The sequence below is a fragment of the Stieleria sp. JC731 genome (genome assembly GCF_020966635.1).
Lineage (GTDB): Bacteria > Planctomycetota > Planctomycetia > Pirellulales > Pirellulaceae > Stieleria.
Genome location: NZ_JAJKFQ010000011.1, coordinates 1310727 through 1327552, shown reverse-complemented (window position 1 = coordinate 1327552; position 16826 = coordinate 1310727). Strand labels below are relative to the sequence as shown.

The 16826-nt window shown below is 53.6% G+C and carries 12 protein-coding genes and 1 tRNA gene; 7 read left to right on the top strand and 6 right to left on the bottom strand.

Annotation, left to right across the window (positions count from 1 at the left end):
• Window positions 1-210: 210 nt before the first annotated feature.
• Window positions 211-888 carry a hypothetical protein gene (locus LOC67_RS21770; protein ID WP_230264923.1) on the bottom strand — a complete coding sequence of 226 codons (678 nt, stop codon included), beginning with the start codon at window positions 886-888 and terminating at the stop codon, window positions 211-213.
• 188 nt (window positions 889-1076) lie between these two features.
• Here LOC67_RS21770 and LOC67_RS21765 point away from each other — a divergent pair, with 188 nt between their 5' ends.
• Window positions 1077-2000 carry a heme-dependent oxidative N-demethylase subunit alpha family protein gene (locus LOC67_RS21765; protein ID WP_230264922.1) on the top strand — a complete coding sequence of 308 codons (924 nt, stop codon included), beginning with the start codon at window positions 1077-1079 and terminating at the stop codon, window positions 1998-2000.
• On the opposite strand, the gene LOC67_RS21760 is transcribed toward LOC67_RS21765, so the two are convergent.
• From LOC67_RS21760 to LOC67_RS21750, 3 genes are all read right to left on the bottom strand, one after another.
• Window positions 1980-3104, bottom strand: a complete 1125-nt coding sequence (locus LOC67_RS21760; RefSeq protein WP_230264921.1) for an exonuclease domain-containing protein — start codon at window positions 3102-3104, stop codon at window positions 1980-1982. The two genes, LOC67_RS21765 and LOC67_RS21760, sit on opposite strands and share 21 nt — an antisense overlap.
• A 168-nt stretch (window positions 3105-3272) precedes the next feature.
• Window positions 3273-5231, bottom strand: coding sequence for a DUF4129 domain-containing protein (locus LOC67_RS21755; RefSeq protein WP_230264920.1), 1959 nt, complete (start codon window positions 5229-5231; stop codon window positions 3273-3275).
• Between the two features lie 61 nt (window positions 5232-5292).
• Window positions 5293-5529, bottom strand: a complete 237-nt coding sequence (locus tag LOC67_RS21750) for a DUF4339 domain-containing protein (RefSeq protein ID WP_230264919.1) — start codon at window positions 5527-5529, stop codon at window positions 5293-5295.
• 534 nt (window positions 5530-6063) lie between these two features.
• On the opposite strand from LOC67_RS21750, the gene LOC67_RS21745 reads away from it, so the two are divergent.
• The 4 genes from LOC67_RS21745 to LOC67_RS21730 all read left to right on the top strand — a co-directional run bounded on the left by LOC67_RS21745 (window position 6064) and on the right by LOC67_RS21730 (window position 9865).
• Window positions 6064-6137: transfer RNA gene (locus LOC67_RS21745), tRNA-OTHER, on the top strand.
• 87 nt (window positions 6138-6224) lie between these two features.
• Window positions 6225-6386 (top strand): hypothetical protein, encoded by a 162-nt coding sequence (locus tag LOC67_RS21740; protein WP_230264918.1) that lies wholly within the window; start codon window positions 6225-6227, stop codon window positions 6384-6386.
• 92 nt (window positions 6387-6478) lie between these two features.
• Window positions 6479-8194 carry a hypothetical protein gene (locus tag LOC67_RS21735; protein WP_230264917.1) on the top strand — a complete coding sequence of 572 codons (1716 nt, stop codon included), beginning with the start codon at window positions 6479-6481 and terminating at the stop codon, window positions 8192-8194.
• Window positions 8195-8266: 72 nt separating this feature from the next.
• Window positions 8267-9865, top strand: coding sequence for an HTTM domain-containing protein (locus tag LOC67_RS21730; protein ID WP_230264916.1), 1599 nt, complete (start codon window positions 8267-8269; stop codon window positions 9863-9865).
• A gap of 52 nt (window positions 9866-9917) precedes the next feature.
• Here LOC67_RS21730 and uvrB read toward each other — a convergent pair whose 3' ends face one another.
• Window positions 9918-12032, bottom strand: coding sequence for an excinuclease ABC subunit UvrB (gene uvrB / locus LOC67_RS21725; RefSeq protein ID WP_230265091.1), 2115 nt, complete (start codon window positions 12030-12032; stop codon window positions 9918-9920).
• Between the two features lie 358 nt (window positions 12033-12390).
• Here uvrB and LOC67_RS21720 point away from each other — a divergent pair, with 358 nt between their 5' ends.
• Both LOC67_RS21720 and LOC67_RS21715 read left to right on the top strand, forming a co-directional pair.
• Complete coding sequence (locus LOC67_RS21720; protein ID WP_230264915.1) at window positions 12391-14868, top strand: pilus assembly protein N-terminal domain-containing protein; 2478 nt, start codon at window positions 12391-12393, stop codon at window positions 14866-14868.
• Window positions 14869-15014: 146 nt separating this feature from the next.
• On the top strand, window positions 15015-16262 hold the full coding sequence (locus LOC67_RS21715; protein ID WP_230264914.1) for a hypothetical protein: 1248 nt from the start codon (window positions 15015-15017) through the stop codon (window positions 16260-16262).
• A 123-nt stretch (window positions 16263-16385) separates the two neighbouring features.
• Here the strand turns inward: LOC67_RS21715 and LOC67_RS21710 are convergent, their stop codons facing one another.
• On the bottom strand, window positions 16386-16802 hold the full coding sequence (locus LOC67_RS21710; protein ID WP_230264913.1) for a GYF domain-containing protein: 417 nt from the start codon (window positions 16800-16802) through the stop codon (window positions 16386-16388).
• Window positions 16803-16826 lie beyond the last annotated feature (24 nt).

Below are 16826 nucleotides of genomic sequence, written 5' to 3'. Positions count from 1 at the left end.
TTTTACCGTATGTTATTCAGATTGCCACAATCTTGCACGACCGGTCCGGCGACAGCCCACCGAAAAGACAGCTTTAACGTTCAGCTTTCGATGCAGAATTGACGCCGCATCGGAATCGCCAGCGAGGCGGAACGCGATCAGAGTCGCACAAGCTTTTTAAAAAAGGCCTTCGGATCGTCAAACGGTGCGGATTCGATTTACCGAGTACGGTTATCTCCCTTCGTTTTCTCTGGCTGAATCGCGGCGTCGCATCATCTCTCGGCGGTTTGGAAAAGCCAATTTTTCAAGCGTGTCCGCGTTAGGGGCCGACTTACCCACCAACTTGGCGATTTCCGCGGCAACTTTCTCGCCGTCGACCAGCGATGGCTGAACCAACGCAAAATTGGCGACAACGTTTTTCTTATCACCCACAAGAATCGTCAGTTCAACATTTCGGTTCAGCCCATAGGCACCAGGTCCTTCGCCTCCGTCGGGTGAGACTCCGACAGGGACGTCCAAGTTCAACGACTTTCTCGCACGATTCAAATAAGCTTCCGCGTCAGCCTGATCATCAGACAGCCAAGCAACAAAAACTTTCGGCTGTTCCAAGGACTTCGCATAGCGGGTGATCGCTCGCGTCAGTGAGAAACCTGGTCGGGTTAGCTTGTGGACAAAGACGATCACGATCGGCCCGCCTTCTGCCATCGCGATTGGCGAAAACGTTTTGCCACGCTGCTGATCGTATACTCCGCGCAGCTCAAATTCGGGCAGCGATTCGCCTACTTGTGGACCTGAAAAAACGGGGTCTTCCGCCTGTGCGATTTGCTCACCAATTGGACATGTTGCCGACAGTAGAATTGCAGCAAACGATAAAACTGCCGCACGCGATCGCACGCACCAAACTGACATCGTTCATCCTTCGAATATGAGTGGCAAAGCGATAGAATCACAAGCGTTGGCCCCAAGCCAATCACCGATATTCGTGCAGGGCATTTGGCTAACGCGTTAGGCTCGCAAACAGCATTATAGCGACCCCTTGCCCTGTAGCGCTGATGCAGTGACGACACATAGTTAGCTTCTAATCCGCCTGCGGTTTGATGATTGAAATTTTCCCGCTGAAACGTTCCACATTCGAACATCAATTCGGAATCGCGGCCCTGACTCCGGACCAAGCAATCTTTGGTACGAACGCAAACTATCTCGACGAGATTGCCCAACGAAATCGATTGATCGGCGGCCCGCATCGCGATGACTACTTTATCGATATCGACCACGAAAGCATCGATCCGATTTTGAAATGGGCGATCGACCGAAGCGATCACTTGCAGCAAACCGATTCCTTGCTGGTCAATTCATTCACCGGTAGCACTCAATCCGTTTCGCACGACGCCTCACCTTGCGTACGTTGGGAATGGCTTCACAAAAACATTCAAGAAGATCTTGTTGTGCTGTCGCCGCGCGATGCGTTCGAAACACTCGGCGGTTGTGTGTGCTTTCCCAGTGGCTGGTCACTTCTCGAAAAACAGGGAAAGCCCCTTCTTGATGTCCATCGCGACGTCCCAGATTTCAAAACGGCTCTTTGGAATCCCACCGAGAAACTCTTTCGTCGTTTGAAACCGGGCAAAACCGTTTGGCGAAGCAATTGGGGAATCCGCCCCTCAGATGCCTTAGACCAGTCGCCTCGACATTCGAAGATGCTGAGTCAATCGCGTGATGCGATCAACGTTCAAAACGCTTTGGATCGGTGCTATTTCCGAGTTGAGTTTCAGACGTTGACAAGTGTGCCCATCAGCGACAACGCCAACTTACGTGAATCCGAGTCGCGTGTCGTTTTTACCATCCGTACGACGCAAAGCCAGTTGTGTCAGCTGTCAACTTCACAACTTCAAACGCTCTTGGGCGTGATCGAAACCTGTCCTGCGGAAACACTGCGATATAAAGGTATCGAGCCGATGGCTGATGCGATCAAAACGGCGATCGAAAAACGTCTGAATCAACCGTCAGACGCCGAGCCGCTTTAGAAAATCATCTTCAGATAAAATTTCGATTTCACCTTGGTGACCGCTGCGATCGAAAGTTGACGTTCGGCCAACGATCACACAATTGACCGTTTCAGATTGTTGATCGTGAAGCTCACCACCTGCTCGCTTGGTAAGTTCCTTTGCCTGGGTCTGCGACATCGATTGAAGCTCACCAACAAAAAAGACCTGTCGGCCACGCAGAGGCTGAATGAATTCGCACCGGATCGCGACCCTTTGCCAATCGACATGATCGAACGCTGCGGGAACGGCTGCGGAGCTGGAAACTGAACCCGCTACATCGCCTGAACTTGCTTTCGGCGACTGGCCAGATGACCGATTGCTTGGCGATTGATAATCAGGCGATGACTCTCGCATCATGGCCTGCTCATCAAATGGATTGGCAGGAAACCGCAATGGTCGAACGGTGCCGCGTCGCAGCTGGCGACTGGCGATGCCTTTGGGTAACGCTCGTTTGGGTGAAGACTTCGTGGAACCTGATCGTCTTCCATCGATACGTTTGGCGTTTTTGATCCCCCAGTTTCCGAACTTCCCTCGACTGATTCGCAATCGCTTTTCTAAATCGTCCAGCGACTCTGCACCGGACGACACACCTGCGGCAAGTAAAACCTGGGCACAAGCACGGGAGTCTTCCAACGCGTCATGGTGACGGAACTCCACACCCAACCAATTCGATAGTGGCTTCAGTCCAAAACGCTGCCGGTCAGGCCAAGCCTGCCGCGCGATCAAACGGGTACAAGAAAACGACAGGCTGGGAATTTCACATTCATGTCGCTCTAAACAAGCTTTCAGAACACCCACGTCAAACATCGCGTTGTGCGCAATCAAGCAATCGTCCCCAACAAATTCGGAGATGTCAGCCCAATGCTCGCCAAAATCGGGTTCGTGCTCCACATCGCCAGGACGAATTCCGTGGATGCCGATATTAATGGCGGAGAAGAAGAACGGCTGCGGACGAATCATCCACATCCTTTCGCGAACGATCTGCCCATCTCGTACCACCACGGCAGCCAATTGGCAGGCGCTATCCTGTCGGCGGTTGGCCGTTTCGAAATCGATGGCTGTGAAGTTGGCACGAAAACTCATATCAAAAGTTTACGGCTCTACTCACGAAAACACCATAGTTGACGCCCAATCGCGAAACCCCGAGGGCAAAAACATTGCCTGTTCCTATTAGCCCTCGATTCTGGGCCGGAAATCGAACCTAGCAGCCTAAAAACACGTCGAAGGTCACAAGCTTTGCTGCTTCAAAGATCATCCCACCACCACCTCACGGCGGGACATCCGATCCCATAGCCGTTCAGCCGCTTCGACATCTTGGCGACTCGCACTGCCCTTGCCATATACGATCCGGTCGTATGCCTTTCCAAGCCGATCGGCGGCTGGGCCCGTCGACGCGAAAAGTTGCTGAGCCTGCTGTTGCTGACGCGAAAGCAGATTCAGTCGCGTGATGAACTCTGCAGGCGTTTCGTCCTGACGCCTCACGAATCCGCCTTCGCGCGCCCAAGCCTCAAACGCCTGGAACGTGACCACGATAATTCGTCGCGGGTCCGCGCCGGCACCGATCGGATTTTGAAACGAAGAAAAGGGACGTGGCGGATCCGACTTCGCGGTCGCTTGGGGTGTTTCAGCCGAGGGCAAGTTCGCTTCCCGATCGCCGAACAGCCCCTGCAACCATTTCAAAAGCTGCTCACGAATTCTGTACAGATAGAACGCGACCACGAAGACAAGTCCGATGATTATCAGGAACTTCAGTATCGATCCCAAGTTGCGGAGCATCGAAGAAATGGATGAAGCCGCCGACGACTCAGCGGTTGATGATTCGGACTGTCGATTCTCTTCTGGGCGATCCTGTTGTGATTCACGTTTGATGTCCGATTGATCGAGTGAATCGGGAGGGATCGATTCATCTTCTCTCGATTCCTGTTTGGAAGCTGGCTCGGATTGATCCCCTTGTTGTTCGTCTTCCTGTCCTTCGCTGGAGGGTTTCGGCTGGTTCGACTGTTCCATGTCCGACTGCTGCGAACTTGATTGCTCCGCATCGTCGTTTGATTTGTTTTTTGATTGACTGGATTTTGCGTCTTCGGATTTGTTTTTTGAATCATCACTGGATGACTTATCCGATTGCGATGCCGACTGTGATTGCGAATCCTTCGACTTGCTTTCCCCCGACGTTGTCTGCTTTGAATTCTGATTGTCGCCTTTGTTTGCGTTCTCATTGTCCGATGCGCGACTGCCACCTGATTCGGTCGGCTCGTTCTGGTTGTCGCCTTGGCCTTTCTGTTGTTTGCCTTGTTCGGATTGCTCAGCGCCCGTTTCAGCATCATCCTTGCTTGCACTCTTGTCAGCGGCCTCGTCGCCCCAGCCATACCGACTAGCAGTAGTGGGCTCTGGACTCAAAAACTCCGGCACCGAAACACTTGCCAACATCGATCCCGGCAGCGGAATCAGGTACGACAGCAACAACAGAGCGGCGATCAACCCAATCCCTCCGGCCAGCCAAGCGATCGTGACGTCGCCAGGCATGTCCACATCACGTTGGCGAAGGTACCGTCGCAGGTTCAGAAAACTGGTCGTGACCAACAGAGACAAACTTGAAAACAGGTACAGCCCCAGCAGCAACTGAGCGTTCTGCCAAGTCCTGGGGTGGTCCTTCAACATGAACTGGCCGAAGCCGAATAGTGGCAACGCGGCAAGCGCCAACAGAAATACGGTGCGTCCGGGTTGATGCGATCGCTTTCGCCTCTGCTGTCGCTCCGATTGAGGACGATCATCAGCGTCTTCCTTTGCCCCATAACGCATGGTCTGTAGTTCATCCAAACCGCGGTCAATCAAGCCTTCACCACTAGCATCAACCTTCTCATCGATCAACGTGCAATCGTGAACGATTCGGTCTGCTAGATAAAAGATCAGAACAATCAGTCCCAGCGAAAAGAGCGGCGACCCAAGAAAGCGAAATGTCACCAAGAACATTGCTGCGCCGAGACCGAACGTATAGACAGCAGCGTAGTTGCGATCAAATTCGATGACGATACGAGCACACGCGACGGCGCCCATCGTAAACATCATGATCAAATAAGAGAGGTTGCCATCGTACCGACCGCCACTGAGCAACATGACGAAGTACGTTGCCAAACTGCTGATCATCAAGAAGATCAACACCGGGCCGACACCGATAGCCGCGTAGTCGGCCAGTTCCGGACGCCGTGACAATAGTTTGCTCCGCAATCGATCTAACGCGGGACTAATCGGGCGTCGGCCGTGTGGGCCTCGACTAGGTTGCCCTTTGCTTTTCCGTTTTCTCGGGATGGGCGCGACGCCAACGCTCCATCGCAGGCTTTATCTTATTCATTGGCACCCACTTGTTTCGCGTTTTAACGCTTTGAACCAAGGTTTCTGGAGAGATTTCTCCTTTGTCGATTCGGGCCAATAGGTCGGTCTCCGTAATCGGTCCGACACGCCGTGCTCTCCGCAGCCAACCGCTGGCCATAAAAAACCATTCTGCCGACATTGTGATTCACCTTCGCAAGTAGTGACTTTGCTTCTGGGGCCAATCCGTGGTCGATCCTACTTAATTCCGTTGCCCGCCCCCAAGATCAGGTTCGACTGAAATTATTCGTACACTAAAGCTTAACGAGTGCGATGACGCTAATGTTGGCTACCTGAGGGGTTTTCTGCACCGTAAGCAACTTCCAATTGACCATTCCATGCCTTGGTCGACGGACATTCGCCACCCGATTTGGGAAACCGGCTCATTCCAGGCACTAAACCGGCGTGTGTCAGATCTGCGTCCGCGTTAAGCCCAGCAAAACGACACCCGCCCAAGCCGGTTCTTACGTCTTACAGACCTTCGATTTAGCCCAAGTCAGTGAACACACTAGGTGAACACGACGCAGACCTGATAAAGTACAGTCCACCTAAGAATTCTCCTGCCTCTGCGTGATGTAACCTTCGCCAGAGCGGCAAAGCTCGTTATATTCCGCCGCTTTGGTGAAAAACGTTCGATGCCATATCAGCTATCAACCGTTCACCAACATCGACGCCGGCCCCCTTCGTCTAGTTGGCCTAGGACATCAGGCTTTTCCGCCTGAGACGCTCGTTCAAATCGGGCAGGGGGTACTCTTCTGGCGAGGTTCCATCGCGACTTCACATGCGAACCGCCCCTTTAGGTGGTCTGATCAACAGCCGCCTTGCAGCTCAGTTACGATGAGCGTTCATTCGGCGGATCAAACTTCAGCGGACATCCTCGCGATCTACAGAATCGACGACAGTTCGATCAATCTGGTCGGAAAAAACCGTGATTACCGCGCCGAACTACAGCAGTTAGGCCTAATTTTGTTTGACGACCTTCGTTATATCAGTGGATAATGCGAGGGAAATTGGCTCATCAGCTCTTAGCCGGCCTCTCCTCATCCCCCACCACGGCTAATCGACTCATCACCCACTCACATGGATTTGGCATGACAAGGACTTCTTTCGAACCGTCAAACAACTCCGCCAGCCAATCGGAGCCGACCGCAGTCGCGGTTGCAGCATCGCAGGGAAAACAGCGATTCGTCGTTGCCTGTCTAACAATGCTGCTGTTGGTCCTGTTTGCCGTCTTTGCCAGTAACGTTCGAGCTCAGCAGAACAAATTTGAGGTTTTGCCGGTCGAGCCGGTGATTGACAACAACTTGCCTGAAATTGAACGCAAGACGCGTGTGTTCATGACCAGCAATGACATTTCGACATTTCCGGCCAATGAGCTTGCCGTTCTGCAGCGTTATTACCGCGACTACATCCCGGCAAAAATCACTCAGCCGGACGCGTTACACCAAATCAACGACGTGATGGCCCCCGCCTACGCGATCGCCAGCCGGGCTATGCGTGCTCCCAATGCTGGCACCAAGAAAGCGATGGAGTGGCTCTATATCGGATTGAAGCGAGTCGCGACCGGCAACTATCAAATCCCTGCTCGGGTCAACGCGATCACGTTCATCTCGAAGTTGTCCAGCCCCGGCCAGCGCGGACTGCCAGTCCCTTATCGGTTCATCTTGACCGACATGAGGGACATCTACGTGGACGCGAACAATCCTGATGGCGTTCGTGCTGCGGCGCTACAAGGTTTGGAGCGTTACGCTCGCTTCACACCTGTGTCCCGCATGGACAAAGCCGCTTTGGCTGATGTGAAACAAGCGATGAACGACTTGCTTCAGTCGACACCGCCAAGTGGTCGATCGGAACTCGCACACGCTTTCCTACAACGTTATGCGGTCAGCATTTTGACCTATGTCAGCGAAGATGCGTCAATCGGAAAACAATTGGTCAGCATCAGCACCGACGACCAGCAACCAAACTTGATCGGATTGCACTCGGCTGCGGCAATCGGCGGTCTACCTGGTAAGCTGAAGCCCGAAGATGTCAAGTCCGCCGAGGTCCTGAAGAAATGGGCTGGCCGATTGTCGAAAGCTTATCAATCCGAAATCGATCGTCTTGATCGCATGGAGAAAAAGCAGCAGTCACAGCAGCAACCGGCTCCTCCAGAATCATTCGTCAAGCAATCCGAAGAGGCCAGCAAACCATCGGGGGCGCGGCGATCTGCCGATATGGAAATGATGATGAACGGTGGCGGGTCATACGACGAAATGATGGAAGATCCATCCATGGGATACGACATGGATGCGATGATGGGTGGCATGATGGGAGGAAGCATGATGGGCGGCGGTATGATGCGACCGACCGAAAAACCACAACCGCCAGAAGTCACCGCGAGTCGAAAGAAACTCAACTATGCGATGCAACAAATCGTCATCGGTTTGACCGGCAAGCTCGACGCAATCGAAGATGCCGATTCGGTTACCAATCCTGCAAACATCACCGGCGGATTGCTCGCCGCGATTCCACAACCAGAACTTGAAGACACCAAGCCATGGTTGACCGCGATGATCGATATTCAAACCGCCTTAAACGACAAGTCCGTCGGCAGTGCTCGTGAGTTTTCCAAAAAGCTACAAGAGCAAGTCGATGCGTTGAACGCACTTGCCGAAGGTCGATCGGTGGTTAAGAAAGCCACTGTCGAACAGCCGCTCTTCTTCGGTGCACCATCGGATGATGCTCCAGCACCGCCAGCTGATGGTTCGGCGACACCAGATGCCGCCGCAGGTGACGCAGGCTTAGAAGCGCTCATGAACCAATAGACGTTTTGCATCAATGATTCAACGACGCGGCCAATGGATCGGCATCCATTGGCCGTTTTTATTTCCTGAGCGATGTTCAAACAAACGGGCCTCGAATCGCTATCCAAAACGGCGCTGCAGCCGATGACCGCATCGCCCTGGGCTGTCTTTCGAGTGGTCCTAGGTGTCACGCTGTTTTGCTGGGCTCACCAATACTTGCAACTTGATCGTTGGCGCATCCTTTTTTTGCAACCGGAGCTGTACTTTAAGTATGCCGGTTTCAATTGGGTCAACATTTGGCCCAATGACGGTATCTGGTGGCATCTGCAAATCATGCGTCTTTCCGCACTTGCGTTTGCAATCGGCCTGGCGACTCGTCTCAATGCCGCATTCCTTTCTTTGTCTGTCGCCTATGTTCTGCTTGTTGATCGCCAACACTACAACAACCACGACTACCTTTTGGCATGCACCGCAATGCTGTGTGTGTTTTTACCCAGCAATCGCTGCTGCAGTGCCGACCGATGGATACGAGGGCACTGGAAACAGAACGATAAAATCCCACCGCCGATTCCGCAGTGGCAGTGGTGGCTAGTTCGATTCCAGCTCGCGCTACCCTATGTGTTCGGAGCTATCGCCAAACTGGACATCGATTGGCTTTCTGGTCGCCCGACGATGTTATGGGTCCAAGCTCGTACCGGTTTGCCGCTGATGGGTTCGTTGATGTCACTTCCATACATGAACCTGTTGGTCGCTTGGGGAGGCATCATTTTCGATGCGGCCATCGTACCAGCACTTTATTTCCGTCGGACTCGCCCTTTCGCAATTGTCGCTGCTCTGGGTTTCCATCTGACCAACGCGACGATATTTACCATCGGAGTCTTCCCTTGGTTCATGCTGGCAACGCTGTTTGTTTTCATACCGACCAAAACAATCGAACGATTGTTCAATAGAATCGCGCAGTCACTCTGGGGCAGAAATGCTGGATCCGATCTGCTCACCGCGACTAAGAGGTTTACAAACGACGCAATCCTTCGCGAACCCTCGTCCACCGAGCAACCGATCCGCTGGCATCGCATGGGAACGGTTCTTGCCGGCACTTATGTGTTCGTGCAATTGTTGCTGCCGCTTCGGCCTTGGGTATTGCCAGGTCAGCCCAGTTGGAACGAGCGAGGACAAAGATTCGCTTGGCGCATGATGTTGCGTCACAAGGAATGCCTGACATGGTTCAAGATCGAAACGGACGACGACTACCTCTTCGTGCCGGCGAGTCACATCATGACGCCCAATCAGTTAACTCATGGCCAGCATGATCCCGAACTGATCCGACAATCTGCAAACCACTTGCAAAGCATGGCATCACGGATCGGCGCTAGTCAAACTAGGGTCTATGCACTGCATTTGGTGTCACTTAACGGGCGTCGCCCAGCCTATCTAGTTGATCCCGACATCGATTTAACTAAGGTTCGCCGGGGCTGGTTCAAAGACGACTGGGTCAATCAAACGCCGGGTCAAACGATGCAATCGCCATGGCGGAAGCCGAAAGACGAGTGGTGGAACGAAATTCAGATCCCTGAACGCTTCAAGTTGTTAACTCGCTACAGTCCTGATGAAGCGACAACAATGTTTCAGTCATTGATGAACCGTTTTGATCCTCAAACGTCCAAACTGAGTGCCATCGTCGACGATGATTGAATCGTTCGAATGACACCTTTGCTTAGCAAAGTCATTGAGCAACGCGATCTGATTAGCCACGTTTGGGTCGAGGAATCTTACCGCGACCTTTGTTGACTTGTCTTGCACCTTTGCGACGTTGATTTCGTCCCGACCCGGTCGACTTAGGTTTATCAAGCTCGACTTCAGACAAAGGCTTGCCGATGTTTTCCTTCAACTGTAAGACGCGATCACGGAGTTGTGCCGCACGTTCAAATTCCAAGTCTTCGGCCGCAGCCAACATCTCTTGTTCCAGCGCCTCGATAAATTCGATGGTGATGTAAGTTGCCTCAGATTCCTCCTGGGCGGCGGCATTGGTCTGCCGCCGTTTAGCTGCCTCCGATTCAATCCCGGATTTAATCCGTTTGCGCACGGTTTCTGGCGTGATTCCGTGCTTTTCGTTGTATTCCATTTGAATCGCGCGACGACGTTCCGTTTCGTCGATTGCCAGTCGCATCGATTCGGTGACAGAATCACCGTACAGGATGACTTTGCTATTGGCGTTCCGAGCCGCGCGACCAATGGTTTGCACCAAACTGGTTTCGCTGCGCAAGAAACCTTCTTTGTCGGCATCCAAAATGGCAACCAAGGAGACCTCTGGAAGGTCCAACCCTTCACGCAATAGGTTGACACCAACTAGACAGTCGAAATGACCTGATCGAAGCTCTTGCAGCAGGTCAACTCTTTCAAAGGCATTCAATTCGCTATGTAGCCAGCGGCAGCGAATGTTTTGTTCTTGCAGAAACGTTGACAGGTCTTCTGCCAAGCGTTTTGTCAACGCCGTTACCAGCACCCGTTCATCTCGCTCGGCTCGCAAACGAATTTCGCCGACCAAATGGTTGACTTGGCCCCTCGCCGAAACGACCTCAATTTCTGGATCCAACAAGCCCGTCGGACGAATGATCTGTTCAACGACCTCACCTTCGGTCCGTTTCAGTTCATAGTCACTAGGCGTGGCGCTGACAAAACAAATTTGCCCCGTGCGTTCTTCCCATTCTTCGAACTTCAGCGGGCGATTGTCTAGCGCGCTTGGCAGGCGAAAGCCGTGTTCGACCAGCGTCGTTTTACGGCTTCGGTCACCGGCATACATCGCGCGAACTTGTGGGACCGTGACGTGGGATTCGTCGACAAACGTAATGAAGTCCTTTGGAAAGAAACTATAAAGCGTGTCCGGAGTCGCCCCAGGCGGCTTTCCCGACAGTGGCCGTGAGTAGTTTTCGACCCCGGGACAGTGCCCGACCTCGGCCAGCATTTCCAAATCGAAACGCGTCCTAGCCGAAAGACGCTGAGCCTCAAGCAGCTTGCCTTGCTTTTCAAATTTTTCGAGCTGCATTTTCAGCTCTTCGCGGATCACCGCGAGCGCTCGCTGGATGCGATTCTCAGGCATCACGAAGTGCTTGGCCGGATAAATAAATACCTGCTTCACTGTCTTGATGGTCTCACCAGAAACCGGTTTGATCAAAGAGATCTTTTCGATCTGATCACCCCACATTTCGATGCGGTAAGCAAACTCTTCGTAGCTGGGCCATAGCTCGACACTGTCGCCTCGAACACGGAACTTCCCTCGTTCGAACGCGTAGTCATTTCGCTCGTAGAGGACATCGACCAACTTTAGCAGCAGGTGATCGCGGCGGATCGTTTCGCCGACGGTTAGCGAAACGACCAACTGGCGATAATCGTCGGGCGATCCCAAACCATAGATGCTGCTGACGGACGCGACGATCACGACATCTCGGCGACTGACCAATGAACTGGTTGTCGCCAAACGCAGTCGATCAATCTCCTCATTGATCGACGAGTCCTTTTCGATGTAGACGTCGCGCTGCGGAATGTAAGCTTCCGGCTGATAGTAGTCGTAGTAGCTGACGAAATAGTGGACAGCGTTCTCAGGAAAGAACTCTTTGAACTCGCTGTACAGCTGGGCGGCCAAGGTTTTGTTGTGACTGAGCACCAGCGCCGGACGCCCAATATTTGCAATCACATTTGCCATCGTGAAGGTCTTTCCGGTCCCGGTGGCTCCCAGCAAAGTCTGCGCAGGCTTGCCTGATTGGAATCCCTTGGTCAGTTTTTCGATTGCCTGAGGTTGGTCTCCGCCAGGCTCAAAATTGCTGCTGAGATGAAACTCGGCCCTCGGCTGGGCTGCCGTCATATTGCCGTCCCCGGACATGTTTTGATTTTCTCGCTGATCAACGCTGTTGGGGAGATTATCGCGGAACGCACAGCCCTTGAAGCCCCATGGCCGGACCACGCCACAACGGGACGCCAAATCCCACACCAACGGGTGCCCTCAAGCTCAAGTGGCGATCCCGATTGACTCGTTCAGGGCTTGCTGTCCGCTTTCCATCAGATTGACGGCACCTTCGGCACAAGCGTTTTGGTCGTTACAAGCCTTGCGGGCCCGAGAATCGTTAATGTCACGCCAAATCGAATCCGATACGTAAACCAACGGACCTCAGTGCGCCATCGCTGGGGGCCGCCGGTGTGCCGAGGGGGGCACATCCGGCCGAATGGCAGTTCCCTCGCCATTTGACCCTAAATCACCGGATCAGGAACGCGGCATGCGTGCAAAGAGCGTCAACATCACGACAAAACCAGTCAAACTGTCTAACAGACTCGCCAAGCGGGCGTTGCTGATGTCGTTGGTATTGGCGTCGTCAAGTCTCGCGAACACTCAGTCGGTCGCTTTTGCCCAACAGGTTGGATCTCGAGCGCAGGCCACCCAATCGCCAGCGCAAGGTCTAATTCAAAATTCGGAGTTTGCGAAGTCTTACGGCAACCGCGTTGTTACACGGAAACAGCATTCCGGATCCAATGCCGCCGGCAACGTCAAGGCAAACCCGTTTTTCACAGCGACTGATCGACGCAATCCCAGCGCTCCTGTCCAACTGGCCAGTGGTGACCATTCCAATGGTCGCCGAATTGACCTGGACATGTCGTTGGACGTGCAACCGAACGATGCAGCCAAAGGCAAGACGCAATTCAATCCGCTGTTCAACGGACAACCAAACGCGAGCGTTTCAGAAGCGAATGCCGAACAAGCTGGATCGAATGTATTCGCGAACCAAGCCGCCCCAGGCAAGCAAACGCAGCAATCGGTTTCGCCCAAGGCAAACGCCTTTGATACCCAGAAACGTAGTCGCCTGACAGCAACAAGTGAAACCGAAACTCCGGATCTGCTGCCCGTCCAATCGACTCAGCGCAACGATTCTGTTGTTGACCACCAAGTCGTTCCTGTTGCCGATTCACGCTCAGAAACAGCGAAGATCGAAGAAACTCAGCCCATCTTCTTTTCGCTCTCTGACGATAGCGTCGAAGCGGACGCGACAGATGACACATCGAACAACAAGTCAGATGAAGACAAGAAAGTCCCGACCCAAGCGAGTGCCTCAAACGCCGCAGAAACGCAATCGGATGATCAAGCTGACTCGGTCAAGCCAGCCGCAAAGGGCTTGATGATCGAAGAAGCTCCGCTGATCGATTTCTCGAAAATCGAACTCGCCACTGAACCAGTTGAAGAACAACCTGCCGCGAAAGTTGAACCTTCTGATTCGAATCCAGAGCTTGAACTCGAAGTCGACTTGGAAAGTCTCGACGAATTGGTCGCTGACGAGGCGTTCGATGAAGACGAAACGACACAGGACGAAACTGGTGCGGCATCGAATGACGGACCATCGGCCGATCTAGCCGAAGTCGACTCGCCGGTCATGTTGGCTCCCGTGTTGAACTTGGCTCAGAAAGTACCAACGCCAGATCAGGCGAAGAGCCAACCTAAAAACATCAAGGTCAACCCGAACGTTCCCAAGGCCGACATGCCCTTGGACACGAATGGTCCCGGAGCGATCCAAGTCAATACGGCGAAAAACTCCCTACCGCTGATTTCGCAAGAGCCTGACGACGGCCGCATCCCAGTTGCCGTCGCCATGCCTCCGATCGAAATCGAGATGACGTTGGAGCAACAGGACGGAAAGCAACCGCTGCATCTCGGCGTCGTTGAACCTCCGGCTGTCGCGAAAGCTACTGAGGCGGTAGCCAGTGCTCCGCCAAACAATCCCGAAGACGCATCGATTCGAAGCAGCATCGAAGAGTTACCGATGCTGCCGCCACCCCGTGCAGAAGAACCACCGATTGTCGTTGCTGCACCGATGCCCGAGGTGAAAGCCGTTCGACAATCGCGTCCAGTTCCGAAGCAGGTTGCCGTAGCAGGCCCAACAGGCAACACGGCCCCCAAGCCAGTATTCGCCGAACGCCCACCATCGATTACCGATCTGATCGACAGCCAGCAAGCTCCACTGATTGAGCTGCCGGTTGACAATGATCCGACGAAGCCTGCTCCAGTGCCAGCGAACCTCGCTTCGGCGAAACGTTCTGCCACTGCAGCCGCAAGTGTCCTACCAACACCGACACCCACACTGGCGCCACCAAGATCGAACCACGGAACATCGATCGCGCACAATTCAGCAACGCAGAACAACAACGCTGCGTCGAAACCCGAAGGGCAACAGCTGGACATTCCGGCTCCGGCCGAAACAGCTAAGAACGTGATTGTTTTGAACCTCAAGAAAGCTCAGGTCCGTTCGATGACCATCGGCGGAACGCTTCGTGGGGTAACGATCGGCGACAAGACAGTCTGCCAAGCTTTCGCAGCCAGTGCGAATCAGTTCAAGCTGATCGGAACCGGGCTCGGTTCGACCGAACTGACCGTTTGGGCGGATGTCAAACCCGGCCAGCCAACTCGAAAACAAGTCTTTCGAATCGATGTCAGTGACTCGGTCGATGCGACTGGCGATAAGGCAACCGAGAACACAAAGCTGTTGACCGATTCGATTAGCCAAGCCTTTCCCCGATCAGAAGTCGTCGTGTACCAGCGTGGCGGCCAACTGTATGTCGAAGGCAGCTGCGAATCGGAAAACACCGCGACTCAGATCATCCGAATGGTTCGCAAGAGCTGTTTGATACCTGTCCAAGACCAATTGATGGTTCGCTAGGGAGTCGTTCGCTAGGGCCATGACTGCCAAACGAATAAACACCCTGATTTGATTGCTTGAATCCGACTTCAAGCACCACGACTTTAAAACTACCCATTGAATTCCAGCGGAAACGTTCCGCCCCGATTTTGTCAACGAGGTTCGACATGAACATCTGTCTGATCCACTCCGTCACTTGGCGCAAATGCGTTCGCGTGATGACGATCGCTGCCGCAGCAACGATGGCTGCTTTGAGCGGCGGAGACGCCTCAGCACAAGGCGTTCAATACGGCTTGCTTGGTGGCGACCAATGGGGACCGGACACTCAAGTGGTCCAGGCATCTGCAGTCGCGACGGCCGCAGACAGTGCTGCGTCCCGGTTGGCACCGGGTACGATTTCACACGCCCTTAGTTCGACGACGGGTGACACAGCCGACATCAATCTGGGCCAAATCCAACAAGTCGGATTTGGATGCCGATCCTGCATGCAACCGGGATGCTACGGCGGTTGCAACAGTTGCGGCAACGGACCGCTTGCGAACCCATGTGGTGTTCCCTGTGATCCATACCGCTACGTTCACGTCGAAGGCGTTTACATGCAGCGTCGCGGTAACGTCAACGCCAACTTTATCCGCAGTGCCGAACTGGATGACTTTGATTTTCAGTTGGCACCACGGATTACCATCGGCAACTTGCCAAACTGCGTGACCGGATACGAATTCACCTTCACCGGCCCCATCGAATACGATCGCCGTGTCGTGGCGGCCGATGGTGACAGCCGCATTTCAACCGTTTTGGTTGGAAGCAACGCGATCAATCAACAATCGATCGATCCTTTCTGGAACGCTAACTTGCAAACGCTGACTTACGACAGCGACTACTGGAGTGCCGAACTAAACAAAACGATGGTCGGCTGGGATGTTGCAAAGGTTCTCTTTGGTGGCAAGCTGATTCGTATCGACGAAGACTTGCTCTACGCTACCCAGAAGAACGTTTTCAACTCTTACGGAACTCTGGCAAGCCGTCCCGAAAACTCGATCGCGGTTCTGCAAGCCGGGTTGGACCTGCGTTACCCCGTCCGACCTCACCTTTACACTGACTTGCGTCTTCGTGCCGGTGGCTACCTCAACTTTGCCGAATCGAACATCCGTTTGACGAACACCGGCAACAGTTTGATCCACAACATTCGCAACGACGAAGAGTTCGGCGGCATGTTCGAACTGGGACTCGGATTCCGATACCAACTCGGAGAAATCCTTTCCATCCGAGCGATGGGCGAAATGTGGTACCTGACCGATGTCGTGACAGCTTCCGGACAAATCGACTCAGTCATCACCGAACGCTTGGGAACACGACTCGACTTTGACGATGTTTTCTATGTCGGCGTCACGGTCGGAGCCGAAGTGAAGTTCTAAGCGTCGCCCAGTTGGCAAACTCAGCGGGCAAACTTAGCGAATAAACCCAGCGGGCAAATCGCCCCGCCAATCGTTCACCCAGTAGCCGCCGGTTTCTGACCCGAAAGGGAAAGAAGCCCGCGGCTATTTTTGTTTCCGAGCGACTTTCTTTTTGAGCCAATTTTGAACGCTGCGGGCGGCTTCATTCGAAGCAGGTTCGGCGGGAACGGTCCCGGCAGGTGCCGCAACGCCGCTAACGGCTTGTTTGACTTCACGAGCATCGCGAATTCCGATGTCACGCAAACAGCTTGGACAAGTCACTGGTGGCTGCGTGACTTGTTTGCCGCATGAAGGACAATAGTAGTTGATCTCTGGTCGGTATGCCGCTTGGAATAAGCCGCCGACCTCTTTCGCCGGGAACCAAGCGGAATCGTCTTTGCGGAGCAACGTTTCAGGTTTCACCTCGCCCTTGCGGACAAGCTGCAAAAGCTCCTTCGGCTGCAAAGGGCCAACCTCGGACTTCACGTTCCCTTCCATTCGCTGCAAAAACCAGAGTGCCACAGGTTGCCATCGCTCCGTTGTAAG

Coding starts and splice junctions, on each gene's coding strand:
- LOC67_RS21770 (WP_230264923.1), bottom strand. CDS start 888: ATGTCAGTTTGGTGCGTGCGATCGCGTGCGGCAGTTTTATCGTTTGCT.
- LOC67_RS21765 (WP_230264922.1), top strand. CDS start 1,077: ATGATTGAAATTTTCCCGCTGAAACGTTCCACATTCGAACATCAATTC.
- LOC67_RS21760 (WP_230264921.1), bottom strand. CDS start 3,104: ATGAGTTTTCGTGCCAACTTCACAGCCATCGATTTCGAAACGGCCAAC.
- LOC67_RS21750 (WP_230264919.1), bottom strand. CDS start 5,529: ATGTCGGCAGAATGGTTTTTTATGGCCAGCGGTTGGCTGCGGAGAGCA.
- LOC67_RS21740 (WP_230264918.1), top strand. CDS start 6,225: ATGAGCGTTCATTCGGCGGATCAAACTTCAGCGGACATCCTCGCGATC.
- LOC67_RS21735 (WP_230264917.1), top strand. CDS start 6,479: ATGACAAGGACTTCTTTCGAACCGTCAAACAACTCCGCCAGCCAATCG.
- LOC67_RS21730 (WP_230264916.1), top strand. CDS start 8,267: ATGTTCAAACAAACGGGCCTCGAATCGCTATCCAAAACGGCGCTGCAG.
- uvrB (WP_230265091.1), bottom strand. CDS start 12,032: ATGACGGCAGCCCAGCCGAGGGCCGAGTTTCATCTCAGCAGCAATTTT.
- LOC67_RS21720 (WP_230264915.1), top strand. CDS start 12,391: ATGGCAGTTCCCTCGCCATTTGACCCTAAATCACCGGATCAGGAACGC.
- LOC67_RS21715 (WP_230264914.1), top strand. CDS start 15,015: ATGAACATCTGTCTGATCCACTCCGTCACTTGGCGCAAATGCGTTCGC.